Origin of the sequence: Chromobacterium sp. S0633, from assembly GCF_024158805.1 — a bacterium.
Lineage (GTDB): Bacteria > Pseudomonadota > Gammaproteobacteria > Burkholderiales > Chromobacteriaceae > Chromobacterium.
The window spans coordinates 34,786-50,707 of the sequence record NZ_JAMZGH010000047.1 but is presented as its reverse complement, the minus strand read 5'-3'; the positions used below and the strand labels follow the sequence as shown (position 1 = coordinate 50,707).

The 15,922-nt window shown below is 65.2% G+C and carries 9 protein-coding genes; 1 reads left to right on the top strand and 8 read right to left on the bottom strand.

The features are described 5' to 3' along the window. Positions 1–167: 167 nt before the first annotated feature. The 6 genes from NK214_RS21180 to NK214_RS21155 all read right to left on the bottom strand — a co-directional run bounded on the left by NK214_RS21180 (position 168) and on the right by NK214_RS21155 (position 11,453). Complete coding sequence (locus NK214_RS21180; RefSeq protein ID WP_253315429.1) at positions 168–2,762, bottom strand: TonB-dependent siderophore receptor; 2,595 nt, start codon at positions 2,760–2,762, stop codon at positions 168–170. Positions 2,763–3,309: 547 nt separating this feature from the next. Next, positions 3,310–5,901: a TonB-dependent receptor gene (locus tag NK214_RS21175; RefSeq protein ID WP_253315428.1), complete on the bottom strand. Its 2,592-nt coding sequence runs from the start codon at positions 5,899–5,901 to the stop codon at positions 3,310–3,312. A gap of 404 nt (positions 5,902–6,305) precedes the next feature. After that, positions 6,306–8,570, bottom strand: a complete 2,265-nt coding sequence (locus NK214_RS21170) for a glycoside hydrolase (RefSeq protein ID WP_253315427.1) — start codon at positions 8,568–8,570, stop codon at positions 6,306–6,308. 83 nt (positions 8,571–8,653) lie between these two features. Next, positions 8,654–9,430: a DUF2861 family protein gene (locus NK214_RS21165; protein ID WP_253315426.1), complete on the bottom strand. Its 777-nt coding sequence runs from the start codon at positions 9,428–9,430 to the stop codon at positions 8,654–8,656. Continuing rightward, on the bottom strand, positions 9,430–10,074 hold the full coding sequence (locus NK214_RS21160) for a response regulator transcription factor (protein WP_253315425.1): 645 nt from the start codon (positions 10,072–10,074) through the stop codon (positions 9,430–9,432). The genes NK214_RS21165 and NK214_RS21160 overlap by 1 nt, the downstream gene beginning before the upstream one ends. Beyond that, positions 10,071–11,453 (bottom strand): DUF3404 domain-containing protein, encoded by a 1,383-nt coding sequence (locus NK214_RS21155; protein ID WP_253315424.1) that lies wholly within the window; start codon positions 11,451–11,453, stop codon positions 10,071–10,073. The genes NK214_RS21160 and NK214_RS21155 overlap by 4 nt, the downstream gene beginning before the upstream one ends. A 99-nt stretch (positions 11,454–11,552) precedes the next feature. Here NK214_RS21155 and NK214_RS21150 point away from each other — a divergent pair, with 99 nt between their 5' ends. Next, positions 11,553–12,860 (top strand): MFS transporter, encoded by a 1,308-nt coding sequence (locus tag NK214_RS21150; RefSeq protein WP_253315423.1) that lies wholly within the window; start codon positions 11,553–11,555, stop codon positions 12,858–12,860. 10 nt (positions 12,861–12,870) lie between these two features. On the opposite strand, the gene NK214_RS21145 is transcribed toward NK214_RS21150, so the two are convergent. After that, positions 12,871–13,428 carry a hypothetical protein gene (locus NK214_RS21145; RefSeq protein WP_253315422.1) on the bottom strand — a complete coding sequence of 186 codons (558 nt, stop codon included), beginning with the start codon at positions 13,426–13,428 and terminating at the stop codon, positions 12,871–12,873. Beyond that, positions 13,425–15,902: a fimbria/pilus outer membrane usher protein gene (locus tag NK214_RS21140; RefSeq protein ID WP_253315421.1), complete on the bottom strand. Its 2,478-nt coding sequence runs from the start codon at positions 15,900–15,902 to the stop codon at positions 13,425–13,427. Before NK214_RS21140 ends, NK214_RS21145 begins: the two co-directional genes overlap by 4 nt. Between the last annotated feature and the right edge of the window lie 20 nt (positions 15,903–15,922).

Sequence of the window (15,922 nt, the reverse complement as noted above, 5' to 3'; positions counted from 1 at the left end):
CGCCGACCAAGCCCGCGATGCGGCGCTTGGGCGGGGGACCGCCGATTCCTCTGGCTGTGATGCTCGTCATGTTTATATCCACTGTCTTCTGATTCGCCCGGCGGCGGCGCGCCGCCGGGCCCGAGAACGGGACGGACCCAGTCCGCCCCATCCAATTTCCCGCCGTCTTAGAGCTTGTAATTAGCCTTGAGGAAGAAGGAACGGCCCATCGGATCGGTAAAGCGCGGATCGTAGTTCTGCTGCGTGGTGCGCGTCATCTGGTTGGAGTACGGCGGCTCTTGATCGAACAGGTTCTTGATGCCGGCGGTCACGGTCAGTTGCTTGTTCCAGGCGTAGGAGCCGGACAGATTCCAGGTGGAGTACGGTCTTACCTGATGGAAAGGCTGCCCCTGCTTCAGGTAGGGATTGGAATCGGTGTAGCCGGACTTGTAGTTCTGCGCCAGCATCGTACTCCACGGACCATAGGACCAGCCCAGGGTCAGGTTGTGCTGCCAGCGGAAGGTGGGGCCACCATCCTGGAAAGTACCCAGGTTGCTGTAATACGGGCCGTTCTTCTCGGTCTGATAGGAGTACTTGGACAGATAAGTGCCGTCCAACGTCGCGGTGAAAGTGCCAACCGAAGTCTTGGGCAATACCCAGTTCAGCTTGATGTCGACGCCAGCGGTGCTCAGATTGCCCAGGTTGTCGTAGTCGTCGATGATGTAGGACAGATTACCGCTACTGTCGCGAACAAAACGATTCGCATACTTGGCCGGGTCGGCAAAGATGGCGCTTTCATCCAGAATATTGATCTGACCCTTGATCATGGTCCACCAGAAATCCGCGCTGGCGGTAAAGTCCTTGACCGGCTCGATCACCATGCCAAAGGAGAGCGAGGACGACTTCTCCGGCTCCAGCTTCTTGTTGCCCGCAATACGCTTATTGCGCTGCATATCAGAGCAGGCCGAGCTATCCGCGCCTGGTACCGGATTCACGCCGTCAGGGCAAGCGCCATAATCAACATAGCTACGGGTTAGCTGTAACTGGTTCGGTCGGTAGATATTGTACAGCGACGGAGCTCGAAAGCCGGTACTGGCCGAGCCGCGGAACATCACTTGCGAGCTGGGCTGGAACTTGAAGGCGACTTTCGGGTTGAGCGAGCTATCGGTATCGCTGTAGTGGTCGTAACGCGCGGCCAGTTGCACATCCAGGTTCTTCAGCACCGGAATGTCCGCCTCGCCGTAGAAAGCGTAGGCGGAACGGCTGCCGCTGGAATCTTCAGTCTTGTCCTGGCCTGTGCTCAAAGCGTCGCGGGTCACCGCTTTGTTGTAGATCGTGCTCAAGGACTCGCGGCGCACTTCCGCGCCCAGCGCGATCGCCAACATGCCGGCCGGCAGCTGCAACACTTCGCGGCTGGCCTTGATGTCGGCCATGTCGATGGTGGACTTGGCTTCCTTGGTCTGGCCGGTCATGCCCACCGAGCGCCAGACTGCCAAATTATTGCCGGACAGATCGAACGGATCCAAAGCGCCGCTATCGACCGCGGACTGCATCTTGCTCTTGCTGACGTAGCCGGAGGTCAGGTTTTCCTTGATCAGGTTTTCCGAACGGCCGATGCCGGCGCGGTAATCCCAACCGGCGATCAGGCCTTCCATATTCAGCATCAGGCGCTGCGTGACCGAGTTGGCCTCGGTCTCGCGATTGCCCAGCGGAATGGTGCGCACATACAATTTGTCGCGCTTGCTCGGGTCCACAGCGTTGGCGCGGGTGATGTCGCCGGCAGTCGGCAGCGGCGCGTTCTGCGCGGTGGTGATGGTTTCGGTCCGGGTGTACTGCAGCGACAGCTCGTGGTTGTCGCCAATGCGCTTGGTGGCCTTGATCAGGCCGGAAATCTGCTCCACCTGCGGGATGATGCTGGGATACAGGGAGTAGTACTCCAAGCATCGGTTACCCTGCTTAGCGTCGCTGACGTATTGGGAAAACGGCGGGCGGCAATTCGGAGCGGACGGCGCCACCCACTTGCCGGTGATGCCATCGATATAATTGCCCGGCCATGCACTAGCGCTGGTACCAGTGAATTTGTTGACCTGATGGGCGTAGTCGCGCTGCCCCGCCATCACCATATCCTGCTTCAGGTAGTCGATGGCGCCGTAGACGTTGAAACCGTCCTGGTTCAAGTCGCCGATGCCGTAGGAGGCGTTGACGCGCTTTTCATCGCCGCCGCCATGCTGCGGATTGGCCAGGCTGCCGCCGATGCTGAAGCCCTTCAAGCTCTTCTTGGTGATGAAGTTCATCACGCCGCCGATGGCGTCGGTGCCATAGATGGCGGAGGCGCCGTCCAGCAACACTTCCACGCGCTCGATGGCGGACAGCGGAATGGCGTTCAGGTCGGCGGAGGTGCCGTCAATCGCCTGATTGGCCATGCGGCGGCCGTCCAGCAATACCAGCGTGTATTGATTGCCCAGGCCGCGCAAGCTGGCGAAAGAGCCGCCGCCGGAGGACGCGCCGACCGAGGCGCTGGCCCCTTGCGACGACTGGTTGGCGGCGATGCTGTTGACCACCTGCTCCACCGTGGTCAGACCCTGCTTGGCCAGGTCTTCGGTTTTGAGAATGGTGACGGGCAGCGCCTTTTCCTGCTTGATGCTGCGCTTGATGTTGGAACCGGTGATCTCCACCCGGTCCAGTTGACCGGAGTTCGCCTCAGCGGCGAATGCGAACGGCGCATGGCTCGCCATGCCGGCCATGGCCAGGGCAAGCACTAGCTGCTTCTTTTGACTTCTCAACTTGATTTCTCCTTAACTGCACACGGAAACCAGCAGCGCTTCTGACGAACGTTTGCTGGATACTGCAGGTCGTCGACAATCGAACGTCATGACCGTGTTTCGAGTGTGTTAAGGATTGTTGCCCCCCGTCAATATTTGTTGAGGGGCGATCCTGCTCGTCCGGCGCCCCGTTTAAACGCGCCTTTTGACGGAGAAATGCGCAAAAATCATGTTAGCGCTTGAAAATCAATAGACTATGCCCCTGATTTTTGCCAGCAGCTTTTACAGAAAGCCGCTAATTCCATGTCATTTTCCATGGTGAGAACAACTTGCCATTGTTGCTTTTTTGCATTTTTACGACAAATTCGTACAAGAATTTCAGATTAGACTAATTTTGCAAAAACTTATGCATTCGTTTTTTTAATGGCAGGCATGTAAAAAAACATTCATATCCAATCTAAACCACGCCAACTTAGCAGCATGCCCCCAGCCAAATTCATTCCAAAAACATAAAACCCCGCCGCGCCAAACGGCGCGACGGGGCTTGATCAAACCGCCTTGGCGAGGCTTAGAGCTTGTAGCTGGCTTTCAGGAAGTAGGCGCGCCCCACCGGGTCCGCCACCACCGGATCAAAGCCGTACTGGAAGGTTTTGGTCTGGTTGCTAAACGGCGGCTCCTGGTCGAACAGATTGCGGATGCCGGCGGTAATGGTCAGCTTCTTGTCCCACACATAGCTGCCGGACAGGTTCCAGTTGGAGTACGGGCGCACATTATGGCCTTCATCGTTGGGATTCAGGTCGGTGTAGCCGGACGAGTAGTTCTGCACCAATACCCCGCTCCACGGCCCCTGGGCCCAGTTGAACGCCAGGCTGTGCTTCCAGCGCAAGGTCGGCTGCAGAATATTCTGATACCAACCGCCCAGCGAGCTCAGATAAGGGCCCTTAGGCTCCATTTGCTGCTGGTACTTGGAGGTGTAGGTGCCGTCCAGATTGACGCCGAAATTGCCCCAAGCCATCTTGGGCAGACGGAAAGCCAGACTGATGTCCACGCCGGCCGCGCTCAAAGTGCCCAGGTTCTGGGTGGTGGTGATCACATGGTTGAGCGAACCGTCGGGGTTGCGCACGAACTTGTCCGCGTACTTGCCCGGATCGGCGAAAATCACGCCCGGATCCAGCGCGCCGATGGTGTCCTTCACCGTGGTCCACCAGAAGTCCGCGCTGGCGGTGATTTCCTTGATCGGCTCGATCACGATGCCGAAGGTCAGCGAGCTGGCCTTCTCCGGCGACAAATTGTTGTTGCCGCCCTGCAAGGCTTCGAACTGGGTGTTGCAATCGTCCACCTTGTTGCCGCCGTTGGCCGGCGTGCCGCCCGGGCAGCGCAAGGGGTCGTTGAACTTGTTGGCGGTATAGGTCTTGCTATTGGGCGTGAACACGTCGTAAAGCGTCGGCGCGCGGAAGCCCTTGCTGGCCGAGGAGCGGAACAAGACCTGGGGGATAGGCTGATACTTGACGGCGATCTTGGGGTTGAAGGAGCTGCCGAAGTCGGTGTAGCGGTCGTAACGCGCCGCCAGCTGGGCGTCGAAGTTCTTGAAGATGGGGATGTCCGCTTCGACATAGGCCGCGGTCACGCCGCGGCTGCCGCTGGTGGACTTGGAATCGGCGATGCCGGAGCCCAGCGCGAACTGAGCGATGTCCTGGATCTGGCTGTCCAGCTTCTCCCGCCGGGTTTCCACGCCGAAAGCCGTCGCCACCATGCCGGCCGGCAACTGAAACACCTCCTTGCTGACCTTGAAGTCCGCCATCACCGTCTGATATTTGGCGATCCAGCCGTCGCCCTTCAGCTCGGCGCTCTGCCAGGCGCCCGGCGCGGAATCGCCGAAGGGGTTGATGGTGCCGTCCTGGAAGGCGGCGGCGATCTTGTCGCCGTGCACATAGCCGGATTTGTAATTGATGATGGTCTTGTTCTCGGAGTAGGCCACCCCGCCGCGGTAATCCCAGCCCGCCAGCAAGCCTTCGGCGTTGAAAGCCAGCCGCTGCGTGGTGGACAGGCTCTCGGTCACGCGCGGCCCCAGCGGCACCGCGCGCGAGTTGATCACCACATCGCTGCCGTCGGTGGGCGTGCCGTCCGGCAAATGGGTCGGATAATACTTGTCGCCCGCCTTCAGGGTGGCGATCTTGGCCAGCGGTGCCGGCGAGATGCGCGTGGTGCTCAGGTTGCGCGCGCCCATGTACTGCAGCGACAGGGTATGCTCCCCAATCTGCTTGGTGCCCTTGGCGAAGGCGGTCAGTTGCTCCACCTCCGGCGTCAAGTCCATGTAGAGGGTGGCGTTCTCGCCACAGGAGTTGGCGTCTATCGGCTTGGCGTACGGCGGTTTGCAATTCGGCGCCGTCGGGTTGTAGGCATTGCCCTTGTAGGTGAAGTTGGACGGGAAGACCCGGCCGCTCAGATTGTCCGCGGTCAGGTATTTGTTGGCGAAGGAACGGTTCAGCGTGGTGATGGCGTCCAGCTTCTGATAACTCAGGGAGCCGTAAACGTTGTAGCCGTCCTTGTTCAGATCGCCGATGCCGGCGGTGATGCTGGCGCTGCCGGTATTGCCGCCCTTGTGGTCGGTGGACACCAGCTCGCCCGCCACCGTCACGCCCTGATAGCTTTTCTTGGTGATGAAGTTGATCACGCCGCCGATGGCGTCGGTGCCGTAGATGGCGGAGGCGCCGTCACGCAGCACCTCGATGCGCTCAATCGCCGACAGCGGGATGGCGTTCAAATCCGTGGCGTAGCCGCCAATCGCCTGGCTGGCGACGCGGCGGCCGTCCAGCAGCACCAGCGTGTACTGCGAGCCCAGGCCGCGCAGGCTGGCGTAGGAGGCGCCGCCCGACACCGTCTGCACCGACGAAGCCCCCACCATGCTGGACTGGTTGCTGGCCAGCGAATTCACCACCTGCTCCACCGTGGTGAAGCCCTGCTTGCTCATTTCCTCGGTGCGAACCACCGTCACCGGCAGCGCTTTTTCCTGCTTGATGCTGCGCTTGATGTTGGACCCGGTGATTTCCACCCGGTCCAGGGTGCCGCTGCTCGATTCCGCCGCCCAAACGCTGCCGGCTTGGCCGCCCAGGCCTGCCAGGGCCAGGGCCAGCACCAACTTCTTCTTGCTAGTTCTCATGATTTCTCCAGTCATGTGTCTAACCTGCTTAGCGCGCTTCTCTAGACACGCTTTCGGCAGATCATCCAGCCGCAGACTATTTGTCATATGGCCTGACACGATGCTTGGAGCATTTATTACAGACGGTCAATCGACATCATGAATCGTCACATACCGTCTTTCCGCCCACGGCGGCGTTCTGGATGAAAACCGCCGCGCCGCCAGCGGCCGGAAAGGCCGCCGGCAAAGGCTTACGCCCGATGGCGGCGCGCAGGCCGCCGCTGTGGCGTTTACAGCGGCGCGTTGTCATTTTGCCAATGCGCTGTGTGGCACGATATTTTTATGACATGTGTAAAAATCAGATAGACGATTAAATCAATGCATTTAACTCATGCCTGCGGAACACCGGGCCAAACCGCGGTCCATCAGGCCGGAGCCGGCTCGCAATCCTTTAAGGAAACCGTGCGCTCCGGCTGCCCGGACAGTTGCACCCGCATCGCCCGGCCGGCCAGTTCGCGTCCTTCCAGCTGCCGCGGCTCGGCGCTGAAATTCACCGTCAAGCGGCTGCCGTCCGCAAAGCGGGTCTGTTGCGACAAGCGGTCCGGCGTCAGCCAGGCAAAACCAGTCATGGCCTGGGTCGCCAGTTGCCGGTGCAGCGGCCGGAACACCTGATCGGCACAGCGCATCAGCGGTAGCCGCTTCTCCAGGCTCTCCGCGCTCAGGTGCCAGAGCGGCGGCGTGTTGTACAGCCATTGCGTCAGCAGATTGTCGGCATAGGCGTTGCTGAACTTCAGGTTGTCGTACAGCCAGTGATTGCTGGTGACGATGGAGTCGTGGAACGCCGCCTGGTAGAGCGGCAAGCGGTAGCCCGGCTGGTAGTAAATATTCAGATACGGCTGTTTCAGGGGCACGGAGCGAAAAAACACCTCAGGCTGATTCGCCGGAAACCAGCGGCCCAGGAAGTACGGCGATTTGGGATTTTTCTGCAGATCGGGATCGCCCCAGCCCAGCACCGGCACCTGCATGCCGTGCGCGAAGGCGATGCCGCGCGAGGTGGCGGCGTTGCCGTTTTCCGAACCCACCGGCACGCCGAAGCGGTCCCGCACCCAGGCCATGCTGCGTTCATTGCCGGCCGCCACGCCGGCCTGGCTGGTCCGCCGGCCGGGGCTATGATCGTCGAACACCATGCCGGTGGCGTAGGCGTCCAGAAACCAGCTGTTGAAACCCAGCGCCTGATGCAGCGCCTGGCTGCGCTGACGCAAGACCGGCCGCACGCAATCCGGGTTGGTGTAATAGCCGGACTGCTGGAATCCGCTCTTGCGCCGGCCGCTGGCCAAGGTAATACCGCAGTTCCGGTACGCGGCGGCGCCCTGCTGCGCCGTCAGCCAATCCTCGCGCTGCCCCGGCGGCAAGGCGGTTTCATAGGAGTCGTAGGCCGCCATCAGATAGCCGGCGCGCACGCCCGCCTTCATCGCTTGCGGCTGCCACAAGCCGCCCTCCCAATTGTCCATGCCCAGCCACAGGCGCTCCAGGCCGGCCGCGCGCAAGGCCCGCAGTGTGCGGAGCGACAAGCCGCCGCCCCAATCGTCAGGCTCGCCCAAGGCCGCGCCGAACACTTCCCTCACCTCGCGCCGCAGGCGGCGGTAAGGCTCGGCCAGCTTGTTCCACGCCGGCGCGGCGCTCAACCAGCCGGCGCGCGCCTCCGCCGTGGCCGCCTGATTGAAGGCCGCCAACAGCACCCGGCGCTGGTAGGCGTCGGGCCGGGCCGAGGCCGTCCGCAGCGCCGCGGCGGCTTCGGCGTCGAAGCGCCCTCTCAGCCGCCGCGCCAGCGCGCTGTCGCCGCGCAGCAAGCTCAGCCAGCGTCCCCAGTCGCGCACATCCTCCGCGCCCAGCAAATCGTTGCCCCATAGATAGACATGGCTGGCGCCCACCAGCTTGGCGGTTTCCGGCTGCGCGCGCATCTTGTCGGCCAGGCTTTCGAAACGCCCCGCCCCGATCAGCCATTGCCGATAACGCTTGGCCCCGGCCAAGAGGTCCCCGTCCGCCAGGTGCAAGAGCAAGGTCATCGGCTCCCGCCGGTTCAAGGCGTTGAAATCATGGCTGAGCGCCAGCCCCAGGCCGGCGCCGTCCCGGCTTACCTTCAAACGGTTGTTGAAGGGATTGAGCAGCAGCCAATGCAGGCTGCTCGCGCCATAGTCCATGCCCCACAAGGGCAGGCTGAGGTTTTCCGAGGTGTTTAGCCCGTCGCCGGCGAAGCGCGGCAGGAAATCCAGCCACAGCGGGTCGCCGGCCGGCGCATAACTGCCCTCGGCCAAGGGCAGCAGCAAGCCGCGCCCCATCGCCGCCGCCGGCTGCCGCAGCAGCGGCACGGTCTCCACGGCGCCGGCTCCGGCCTGAACCGTCAGCGTCAGGTCCGGCCCGTCCAGGCGCGCGCTCAAGCGATAACGGCCGCGCTCCCAGGACCAGGCGGCGCCGGCCGCGTCCGCGTTCAGATCCGCCACCGCGCGCGCCGGGCCGCCGCTCGACACCGTCAGCGGCGGCTGTCCGGCCGGCGTCGCGGTCACCGCCAGGGTGGCCGGGTCCAGCGCCACCCTCCATTGCGCGTTCTCCAGCCGGATCTGCGCCCAGGCGCTCAGGGGCAGACACATCGCCGCCAGCGCAAAAACAAGGGAATGAGGGGATATCGGCATTGCGGGCACTCTCCGTATGGGAATCAAGACGGAGAGATTAAAAAGGCAAAGGCCGCCCCGATTGTCAGGCCAATGTCAGGATTTCAGCGCGGCCCCACCTGACGGTGCGCCAGCCTCAACACCAATTGGCCGCGCGCCTCCGCGCGCACCAGGGCCACGCTCTGCCATAACTCGCCCCGGCCGGGCGGCCAGCGCAGCGCCTCGCCCAGCTCGCGCCGCCGCCACCAGACAAAGCTGTAGTCGCTGCGACGCAACAGCGATTGCTCCAGCCAGGGCTGGGCGCAGGCCGCGCGCGGCGGCGGCAAGCGCGACACCGCCAGCGGGCTGCGCGACAGCCAATCCAGATTGGCCACCTCAGGCAAGGCCAGTTCGGCCTGCCATTGCCGGCCGGCGGCGCTGAGCTGCAAGCGGTAAGCGCCCGCCGCCAGCGGCCGGCTCAGGTCCGCGCTTTCCAGGCGGAAGCCTTGGCCGTCTTCCCGCTCCAGCAAGCCGCCGCGCAGCAGATCATGCCCCTGAACGTCCAATAGCCGGGCGTCCTCCAGCGCGCCGCGGCCGCTCAGCACCACCCGGTAGGCGCGCGCCAGCGGCATGTCGCGCTGCGCCAGCTCCAGCGTCAGCTGCGGCAGCCAGGCCGGCAGCGTTAGCGGCGCGTCCTTGCCGCAGTGCTCGGCGCTCAGCGCCGCCAAGGCCTGCGCCCAGGCTTGCCGCTGCGCCTGGCTGCGCAAGGCCGGCCAGCTCTCGGACAGCGCCTGCCAGGCGGCCGCGTCGTCCGCGCCCAGCAAGGCGCGGTTCAAGGCCGCCAGCGGATCCGCGACGGCCGGCGCGGCCAGCGCCAGCCACAAACACCATGCGCGCAGCATCAGTTCTTCTCCAAACGGTAGCCGACGCCGCGCACGGTTTTGATGGCGATGCCGGGCAGCTTCTGCCGCAATTGCAGGATGTGAGTGTCCACGGTGCGCGTGGACGGAAAGCTGTCGTAACCCCAGACCTGATTCAGCAATTCGTCGCGGCTCATCACTCGTCCGGCCATGCGCGCCAACAACGCCAGCAGTTCGAACTCGGTGCGCGTCAACGCCACCTCCCGTCCTTGCCAGTTCGCCGATTGCCTGGCCGGCTGCAGGCTCAAGGCCCCCAGGCTCAGACTGCCGTCGCCCAAAGGCCGCAACTGGGCGCGAATCCGCGCCAGCAACTCGGCATGGGCGAAAGGCTTGCTCAGATAGTCGCGCGCGCCCGCCTCTAGCCCGGCCACCCGGTCGCCCACCTCCACCCGCGCCGTCAGCACGATCACCGGCAAGGCTTTCTGCGCCAGCCAGCCGGGCAAATGCCGCAGGCTGTCGCCGTCCGGCAGGCTGCGGTCCAGGATGACCAGATCGGCGCGCAGCCACTGCGCGGCCGCATCCTCCGCCCGCCGCAGCCACAGGCAGCGATAACCCGCGTCCTCCAGAAAGCGGCTCAGGCCGTCGCCCAGCGTTGCGTCGTCTTCAATCAAGAGCAAGGTGTTCATCGCGGGGAATCCTGTCGCGGCGCCCGCTTGACGGGCAGTTGCAAGCTAAAGCGCGTGGGCGGCCCGGACAGGCTCAACCGGCCGCCCAGCCGCTTCAGCACCCGCCGGACGATGGCCAGACCCAGCCCCATGCCCTCGCCGCCGCCGTCGCGCCGCGCCAGTCGGCGCAGCCGGTAATCCCTCAGGCGGCCGCCGTCGCACACCGTCAGCGTCAAATTGCGGCCGTCCCAATCTGCCTGCACGCGCCAGGGCGGCCGGCCATGCCGGCGCGCGTTGGCCAGCAAATTGTCCAGGCACAAGCCCAGCCAATAGGCCGGCAACAGCACGGTCGCGTCCTCGTTCAGACAAAACGCGGCCTGATGCCGCTCCGCGATCGCGTCCAGCCATTCCGCCAGCCGCACCGCTTGCCGCCCTTCGTCCAGACGTTCGGCGGACAAGTAATGGCGGCTGGCTTCGGCCAACTGACGCAGGCGGCTGACGCCGCCGGCCAAATGTCCGAACTGATCTTGAGCGGAATCCGGCAGGCGGTCGAAATCCCGGCGCAGCCCCTCCACCACGCCGGCCAGGCCGGCGATGGGGGTGCGCAATTCATGAGTAAGCATCTGCAAGGCGAAACGCCGCTCCCGTTCCAGGCGCCGCCGCTGCCAGGCCAGCCAGCCGCCGGCGGCCAGCGCCAGCCCGGCGAGGCCCGCCAGTAAAGCCCGCCAGGGCCAGGCCGGCGCCGGCGTCGGGTTCAAGCACAGTCCGTCCTGGCGCTCCGCGCAGGCGCCCGCGCCGGCCGCGGACACCCTGACCCCGGCCGCTTCCGCCCGTTCCCGCCAGGCGGCGGCCGGGTACAGCCGCCATTGGCCGTCCCGCAGCCGCCACAGCGCGCCGTCCTGCCACAGCCAACGCGCGCCGGCCAGCAAGGCGTCCAGATTGTCGTCAGACAGCCCGCCCAACAGCCCCAGATCGTCGTCGCGTTCGCGCACATGCAGCCAGTCCGCCGCCGCCGCCCGCGGCCGGCCCTGCCGCCAGTGCACGGCGCTGCTGCCGCCCAAGGGATGAACCGGATGCAGACGCAGCCAGTCGTCCGGCAGACGTCCGTCCGCGCAGCGCCGACGTTCGAAATCCCGCCACAGCGCCGGCAGGGCAGACAGATCCCCCTCGCAGCGGCGCTCGTGCGCCTCCAGCTGCCGCAAGGCGCGCAGACTGTAGCGGGACCAGGCCGGCTGCAACGACGCCGGCGCGATCAGCCCCTCGTCCAGCGACTGAATCCGCGTCAGCGCCAAAGACCGCGCCGGCCGCGATTCGGCCAAGGCGGCGTCCAGCCGCGACGACAGCTCGCCGGCCCAGGCCGCGTGGCAGATCAATAGGCAACAACACAGACGTAGCTTCATGCGCCGCATTATACGGAAAACCCGCCGCCGCTCGGCTGACAGGCCGGCGCGAATCCGCTAGCATGCGTTTCCGGCTCATGACACAAGATCGGCATCCCCGTGAAAGCAGGCTTTTCCTTCTTCGCCACCCGGCGCTTCTTCCCGCTGTTCGGCACCCAGTTCCTGGGCGCCTTCAACGACAATCTGCTGAAAACCGCCATCGTGGTGCTGATCAGCTTTCACGGACTCAGCCTGGCCGGGCTGCCGCCGGAACAACTGGTCAATCTGGCCGCCGGCGTGTTCATCCTGCCCTTTTTCCTGTTTTCCGCCACCGCCGGCAAATTGTCGGAGCGCCACGACAAGGCCGCCATCGCCCGCTGGATCAAGCTGGCCGAGATCGCCATCATGCTGCTGGCCGGAACCGGCTTCTTCCTGCACTCCGCCGGCCTCTTGCTTTCCGCGCTGTTCCTGATGGGCGCCCACTCCGCCTTTTTCGGCCCGCTCAAATACTCGGTGCTGCCGCAATATCTGAAAGAACAAGAACTGGTGGGCGGCAACGGCCTGATCGAGATGGGCACTTTTCTCGCCATCCTGATCGGCCAGATCGGCGGCAGCATGCTGACCACCGGCGGCCCGCTGCTGATCACCGCCACCTTGCTGGCCACCGCCGTGCTGGGTTACGGCGCCAGCCGCGAAATGCCGCCGGCCCGGCCCGGCGCGCCGCAGCTGAAGCTGTCCTTCAACTTCCTCAAAGACTCCGTGCTGCTGATGCGCGACGCCTGGCGCCTCCGCGACGTGCGCTGCGCCATCCTCGGCATTTCCTGGTTCTGGCTGATGGGCGCGGTCTACACCACCCAGCTGCCCACCTTCACCCGCCTGCACCTGGGCGGGGACGCCGCCGTCTACACCCTGCTGCTGGCCTTGTTCTCCATCGGCATCGGCCTGGGTTCGGTGGTGTGCGCCAAGCTGTCGCAAGGCAAACTGCAATTGGGCATGGTGCTGGTGGGCAGCGTCGGCATGACGCTGTTCGGCGGCGATCTGGCGCTGTCCGCGCTGCCGCACTACCGCGGCGAGCTGATCGGCCTGGCCGATTACCTGGCCCGCGCCGGCAGCTGGCGCAATATGGTCGACGTGGCGCTGCTGGGCTTCTTCGGCGGCTTCTTCACCGTGCCGCTGTACACCTGGCTGCAAACCGCCAGCCCGGACGATTTCCGCTCTCAGGCCGTGGCCGCCAACAATATCGCCAACGGCTTCTACATGGTGGCCGCCGCCATCGGCAGCGCGCTGGCGCTGAAGCTTTACGACAGCATCGCCATCCTGCTGCTGGCCACCGCCGCGCTCAACATCCTGGCCACCCTGCACCTGCTCAGCGCCGCGCCGGTGATCTGGCGGCAACGGCTGGACTGGCTGCGCGCGCTGCGCGACTGAGGCCGGCGCTTCATTCCGCGGCGGAGGCCTGCAGTTCGAACACGCCGTCCATCCGCCAGCGCTCCCGCTCGCGGACATGCGTCGCGCCGGCCGGCAAGAGCGGCTGGACTTCCAGCTCCAAGCGCAAGGCCCGCCCCGTCCCGCCGCCGCTGTCCGGATACACCCGCACCAGTTGGCCGGGGCGTAGCGGGGCCGAGCGCAGGCGCTCGCCGCCGCTCTCCCCCTCCACGCGAAAATAGGCGTCGCGGCCATCCAGCGTCGCCGCGCGCAAGATCAGGCGCACCGCGCCCTGAGGCCCGAAGCGGAACGAGGCTGCGTCCGCCGCCGGGCCGTTGAAACGCAGGGCCAAAGCCCGGGGCCCTTCGCAAACGGCCTGCAAACTCAAGGTCCGCGCCTCTAGACCGCCCCCCGGCTCACCCCGGCCGAAGCCCTCTCGCAAGGCGGCCAAGGGCAGCACGCCATAGTCCAGATTGGGCGTGCTCAAGCTCAACGCGCACGGCCCTTCCTCGGCCGCCGCGCCGGCGCTCAAGGCCGTCAGCGCCATCAAAACCCATTTCCCCATGCTCATCCCTCAACTCCTCGGTCTCCGGCGCCGCGCTCCGACGCGTCCGCTTCAAGCAGCGAACCCGGAGCGCAGCGCGCCCTGACGGTTTGGTACAAGGCTGAAGCGTCTTCGTCCGGCAAGACATAGTCCAAGCGACAGCGCCGCCTCGGCGGAGACTCCACATACAGCCCGTTCCGCGCGGTCGCCTGATCCAGAAACACCTCGCCCCCGCTCCCGGTGAGCGTGATGAAACGCCCTTCCCCATCCACCACGCTCAGGCCGGACGCCAAGGCCTCGCCGTCCTCCGCCGCGATCTGGATCAGCAAGCGCTGGGTCTTGAGCACCGAGAACTCCGCCCGGCTGACCGAGCCATGTCCGGCGCGCACCACTTTCAAGCCGTTCGCCACGTCCGCATTGCGCGGCAGGCTAGGCGTCTGCAGTTCCACTCGGGTATCGGCGTAAGCGTTCAGATTGGCCAATACCGCATGGCCGTCGCCATCGCTCCACACCGGGCCGCTGGGCGTGCTGAACTTCACGCCGGGCAAGCCGCCCACCGACAGCACCCCGACGCTGTCGCGCAGCGGATAGGGAGAGAAGGTCAGTCCGCCCTCATGCAGCAGCGCGCCGCCGCGCAGGCTGGCGTTGTACGACTGCGCGCCGCCGCGCTGGCTCATGCCCAAACCCAGCTGGGCGTAACGCGGAATCCAGTGCAGATTGCCGTTGAAGCCGGTGCTGTTCCGGTCCGCGTCGCGATCCACCGCCACGCCGTAATTCAAGCTGTCGCTGACGACTTCGCGGTAGCTGGTCCCCAAAATTTGGCTTTGGCCATAGCGTTGCAGATACGCGCTCAGGCTGGCGCGCTCCAGCGGCAGATCCACGTTCAAGTAAAACTGATTGCGATGCGCGCCCGCGCCCCGACTCAAATCTCGGCCCACGTTCAAAGAGACATTGGCGCCCCACATCCGCCGCGACCAGCCGCCGTTCAAGCGCTGCGAGGCGTCGCCGCCGTGATGCGAGCGGGTCGCGCCCAGGCTGAACGCGCCCATGAGTTCATGGTGGTAGGACAAGGACAGGCCGTACTGCGTCAGCGCGGCCGACGCCTCTTGTTGACGAGCCGCGTAATCCGACAGCGTGCGAAAGTGGACGCTCTGCCGGCTCAGGTTCAACGCGCCCGACAGGCGCTCGCCCCAGCTCGCGCTCAAGGACGCGCTGTATTGCGCGCCGCTCCGCCCCGCCTCGCCGTCGCGGGAGGCCACCGCGCGCATGCCGGCCACAAGCCCGGGGCTCAACAGATAAGACAAGGCCCCGCCGACGGAATGAAAGCGTTCGGACCACAGGCCGCCCAGGCTGAGGTCCAGTTCCCGGCCCAGCCGCCAACTGCGGCTGCCGGAGAACAACCACGGCGTGTCGCCGTCCTGGCCGCCAAACTGACGCATCTTGCCCGCCGCCATATTGAAGCCCTCGACGTCGCCGCCCGGGCTGGCGAAAAACGCCGCCGCCGGCACGGTGAAGGCGTGCTGGCCGCCATCGCTTTCGGTGACGGTGACATTCAGATCGAAGCCCGCCGACAGGATGGGCACATCGTTTAATTCGAAAGCGCCGGGCGGCACCAGCGTGCTGTACACCAAAGCGCCGGCCTGCCTCACCTCCACCCGGGCCTCGCTCTGGGCGATGCCCCTGACCTGCGGCTGATTGCCGCGCGGCAGCAAGGCCCCTTGCGGCAGCCACTGCGCGCCGGAGAAATTCACGCCGGCAAACAGGGGGTTGTTCAGCGACAACTCGCCCACTTGCAGGATGGCCTTGCTGTCCACCAGGGTCTTCTGCGCATAGCTGTACAGATACTGGAAACGATTGCTCGCCTCGTTGCGCGCGAAGCTTTGCCGGCTGCGCACCATCCAGTCCCGCCAATTGAAGCCGATTTCCGTGAAACCTTGCAGATACTGCTGGCTCCGCCCGCCTCCGCTGCTGCGCATGGCCAGCACCTCGTAATTGAACAGGCCGGCCGTGCCGCCGCTGTCGTAGCCGCCCAGTGGCTCCTGCTCGCGCCGCAAGGCGCCGCTGGGCGCCAGGATGTCCACCCGCGCCAGCTCCGGCCGCAGCTTGACCACCGCCTGCGGATAAAAAGCCGTCAGCTCGCGGCAGCCAGCCTCCGCCGGCGGTTGGCCGTCCGCGGGCAGCAAGCCGGCTGCCGTCCAGAATCCGTCGTCGACGCACAGGCGGCCGCCCTCGTCTATGCTCACCTCGGCGCCGCCGCGACCGGCGCCGTTGACAAATAAGGACACCCGATTCCTGCCCGGCGCAAAGCGCGCGCCCAGACTGAAGTATTCCGCCACGCCGGGATCGATGCCGCTCGCCTTCAACACGCCCAGGTCAAACTGCACGCCCTCGCCGGGCGCGTCGCGCGCCCCGGTCTCCGCCAGCGACGCCGTCGGGAACGCCCCGGCCAGCCACAGCAATAGCGGAATGGGTCTGAGCAGCCATTCAATTGAACACTTCATCTAACAGGACCCAAGATTGG

What these genes read in the sequence shown, in the direction of transcription:
- NK214_RS21175 (WP_253315428.1), bottom strand. Translation starts at nt 5,901, where the DNA reads ATGAGAACTAGCAAGAAGAAGTTGGTGCTGGCCCTGGCCCTGGCAGGC.
- NK214_RS21170 (WP_253315427.1), bottom strand. Translation starts at nt 8,570, where the DNA reads ATGCCGATATCCCCTCATTCCCTTGTTTTTGCGCTGGCGGCGATGTGT.
- NK214_RS21165 (WP_253315426.1), bottom strand. Translation starts at nt 9,430, where the DNA reads ATGCTGCGCGCATGGTGTTTGTGGCTGGCGCTGGCCGCGCCGGCCGTC.
- NK214_RS21160 (WP_253315425.1), bottom strand. Translation starts at nt 10,074, where the DNA reads ATGAACACCTTGCTCTTGATTGAAGACGACGCAACGCTGGGCGACGGC.
- NK214_RS21155 (WP_253315424.1), bottom strand. Translation starts at nt 11,453, where the DNA reads ATGAAGCTACGTCTGTGTTGTTGCCTATTGATCTGCCACGCGGCCTGG.
- NK214_RS21145 (WP_253315422.1), bottom strand. Translation starts at nt 13,428, where the DNA reads ATGAGCATGGGGAAATGGGTTTTGATGGCGCTGACGGCCTTGAGCGCC.
- NK214_RS21140 (WP_253315421.1), bottom strand. Translation starts at nt 15,902, where the DNA reads ATGAAGTGTTCAATTGAATGGCTGCTCAGACCCATTCCGCTATTGCTG.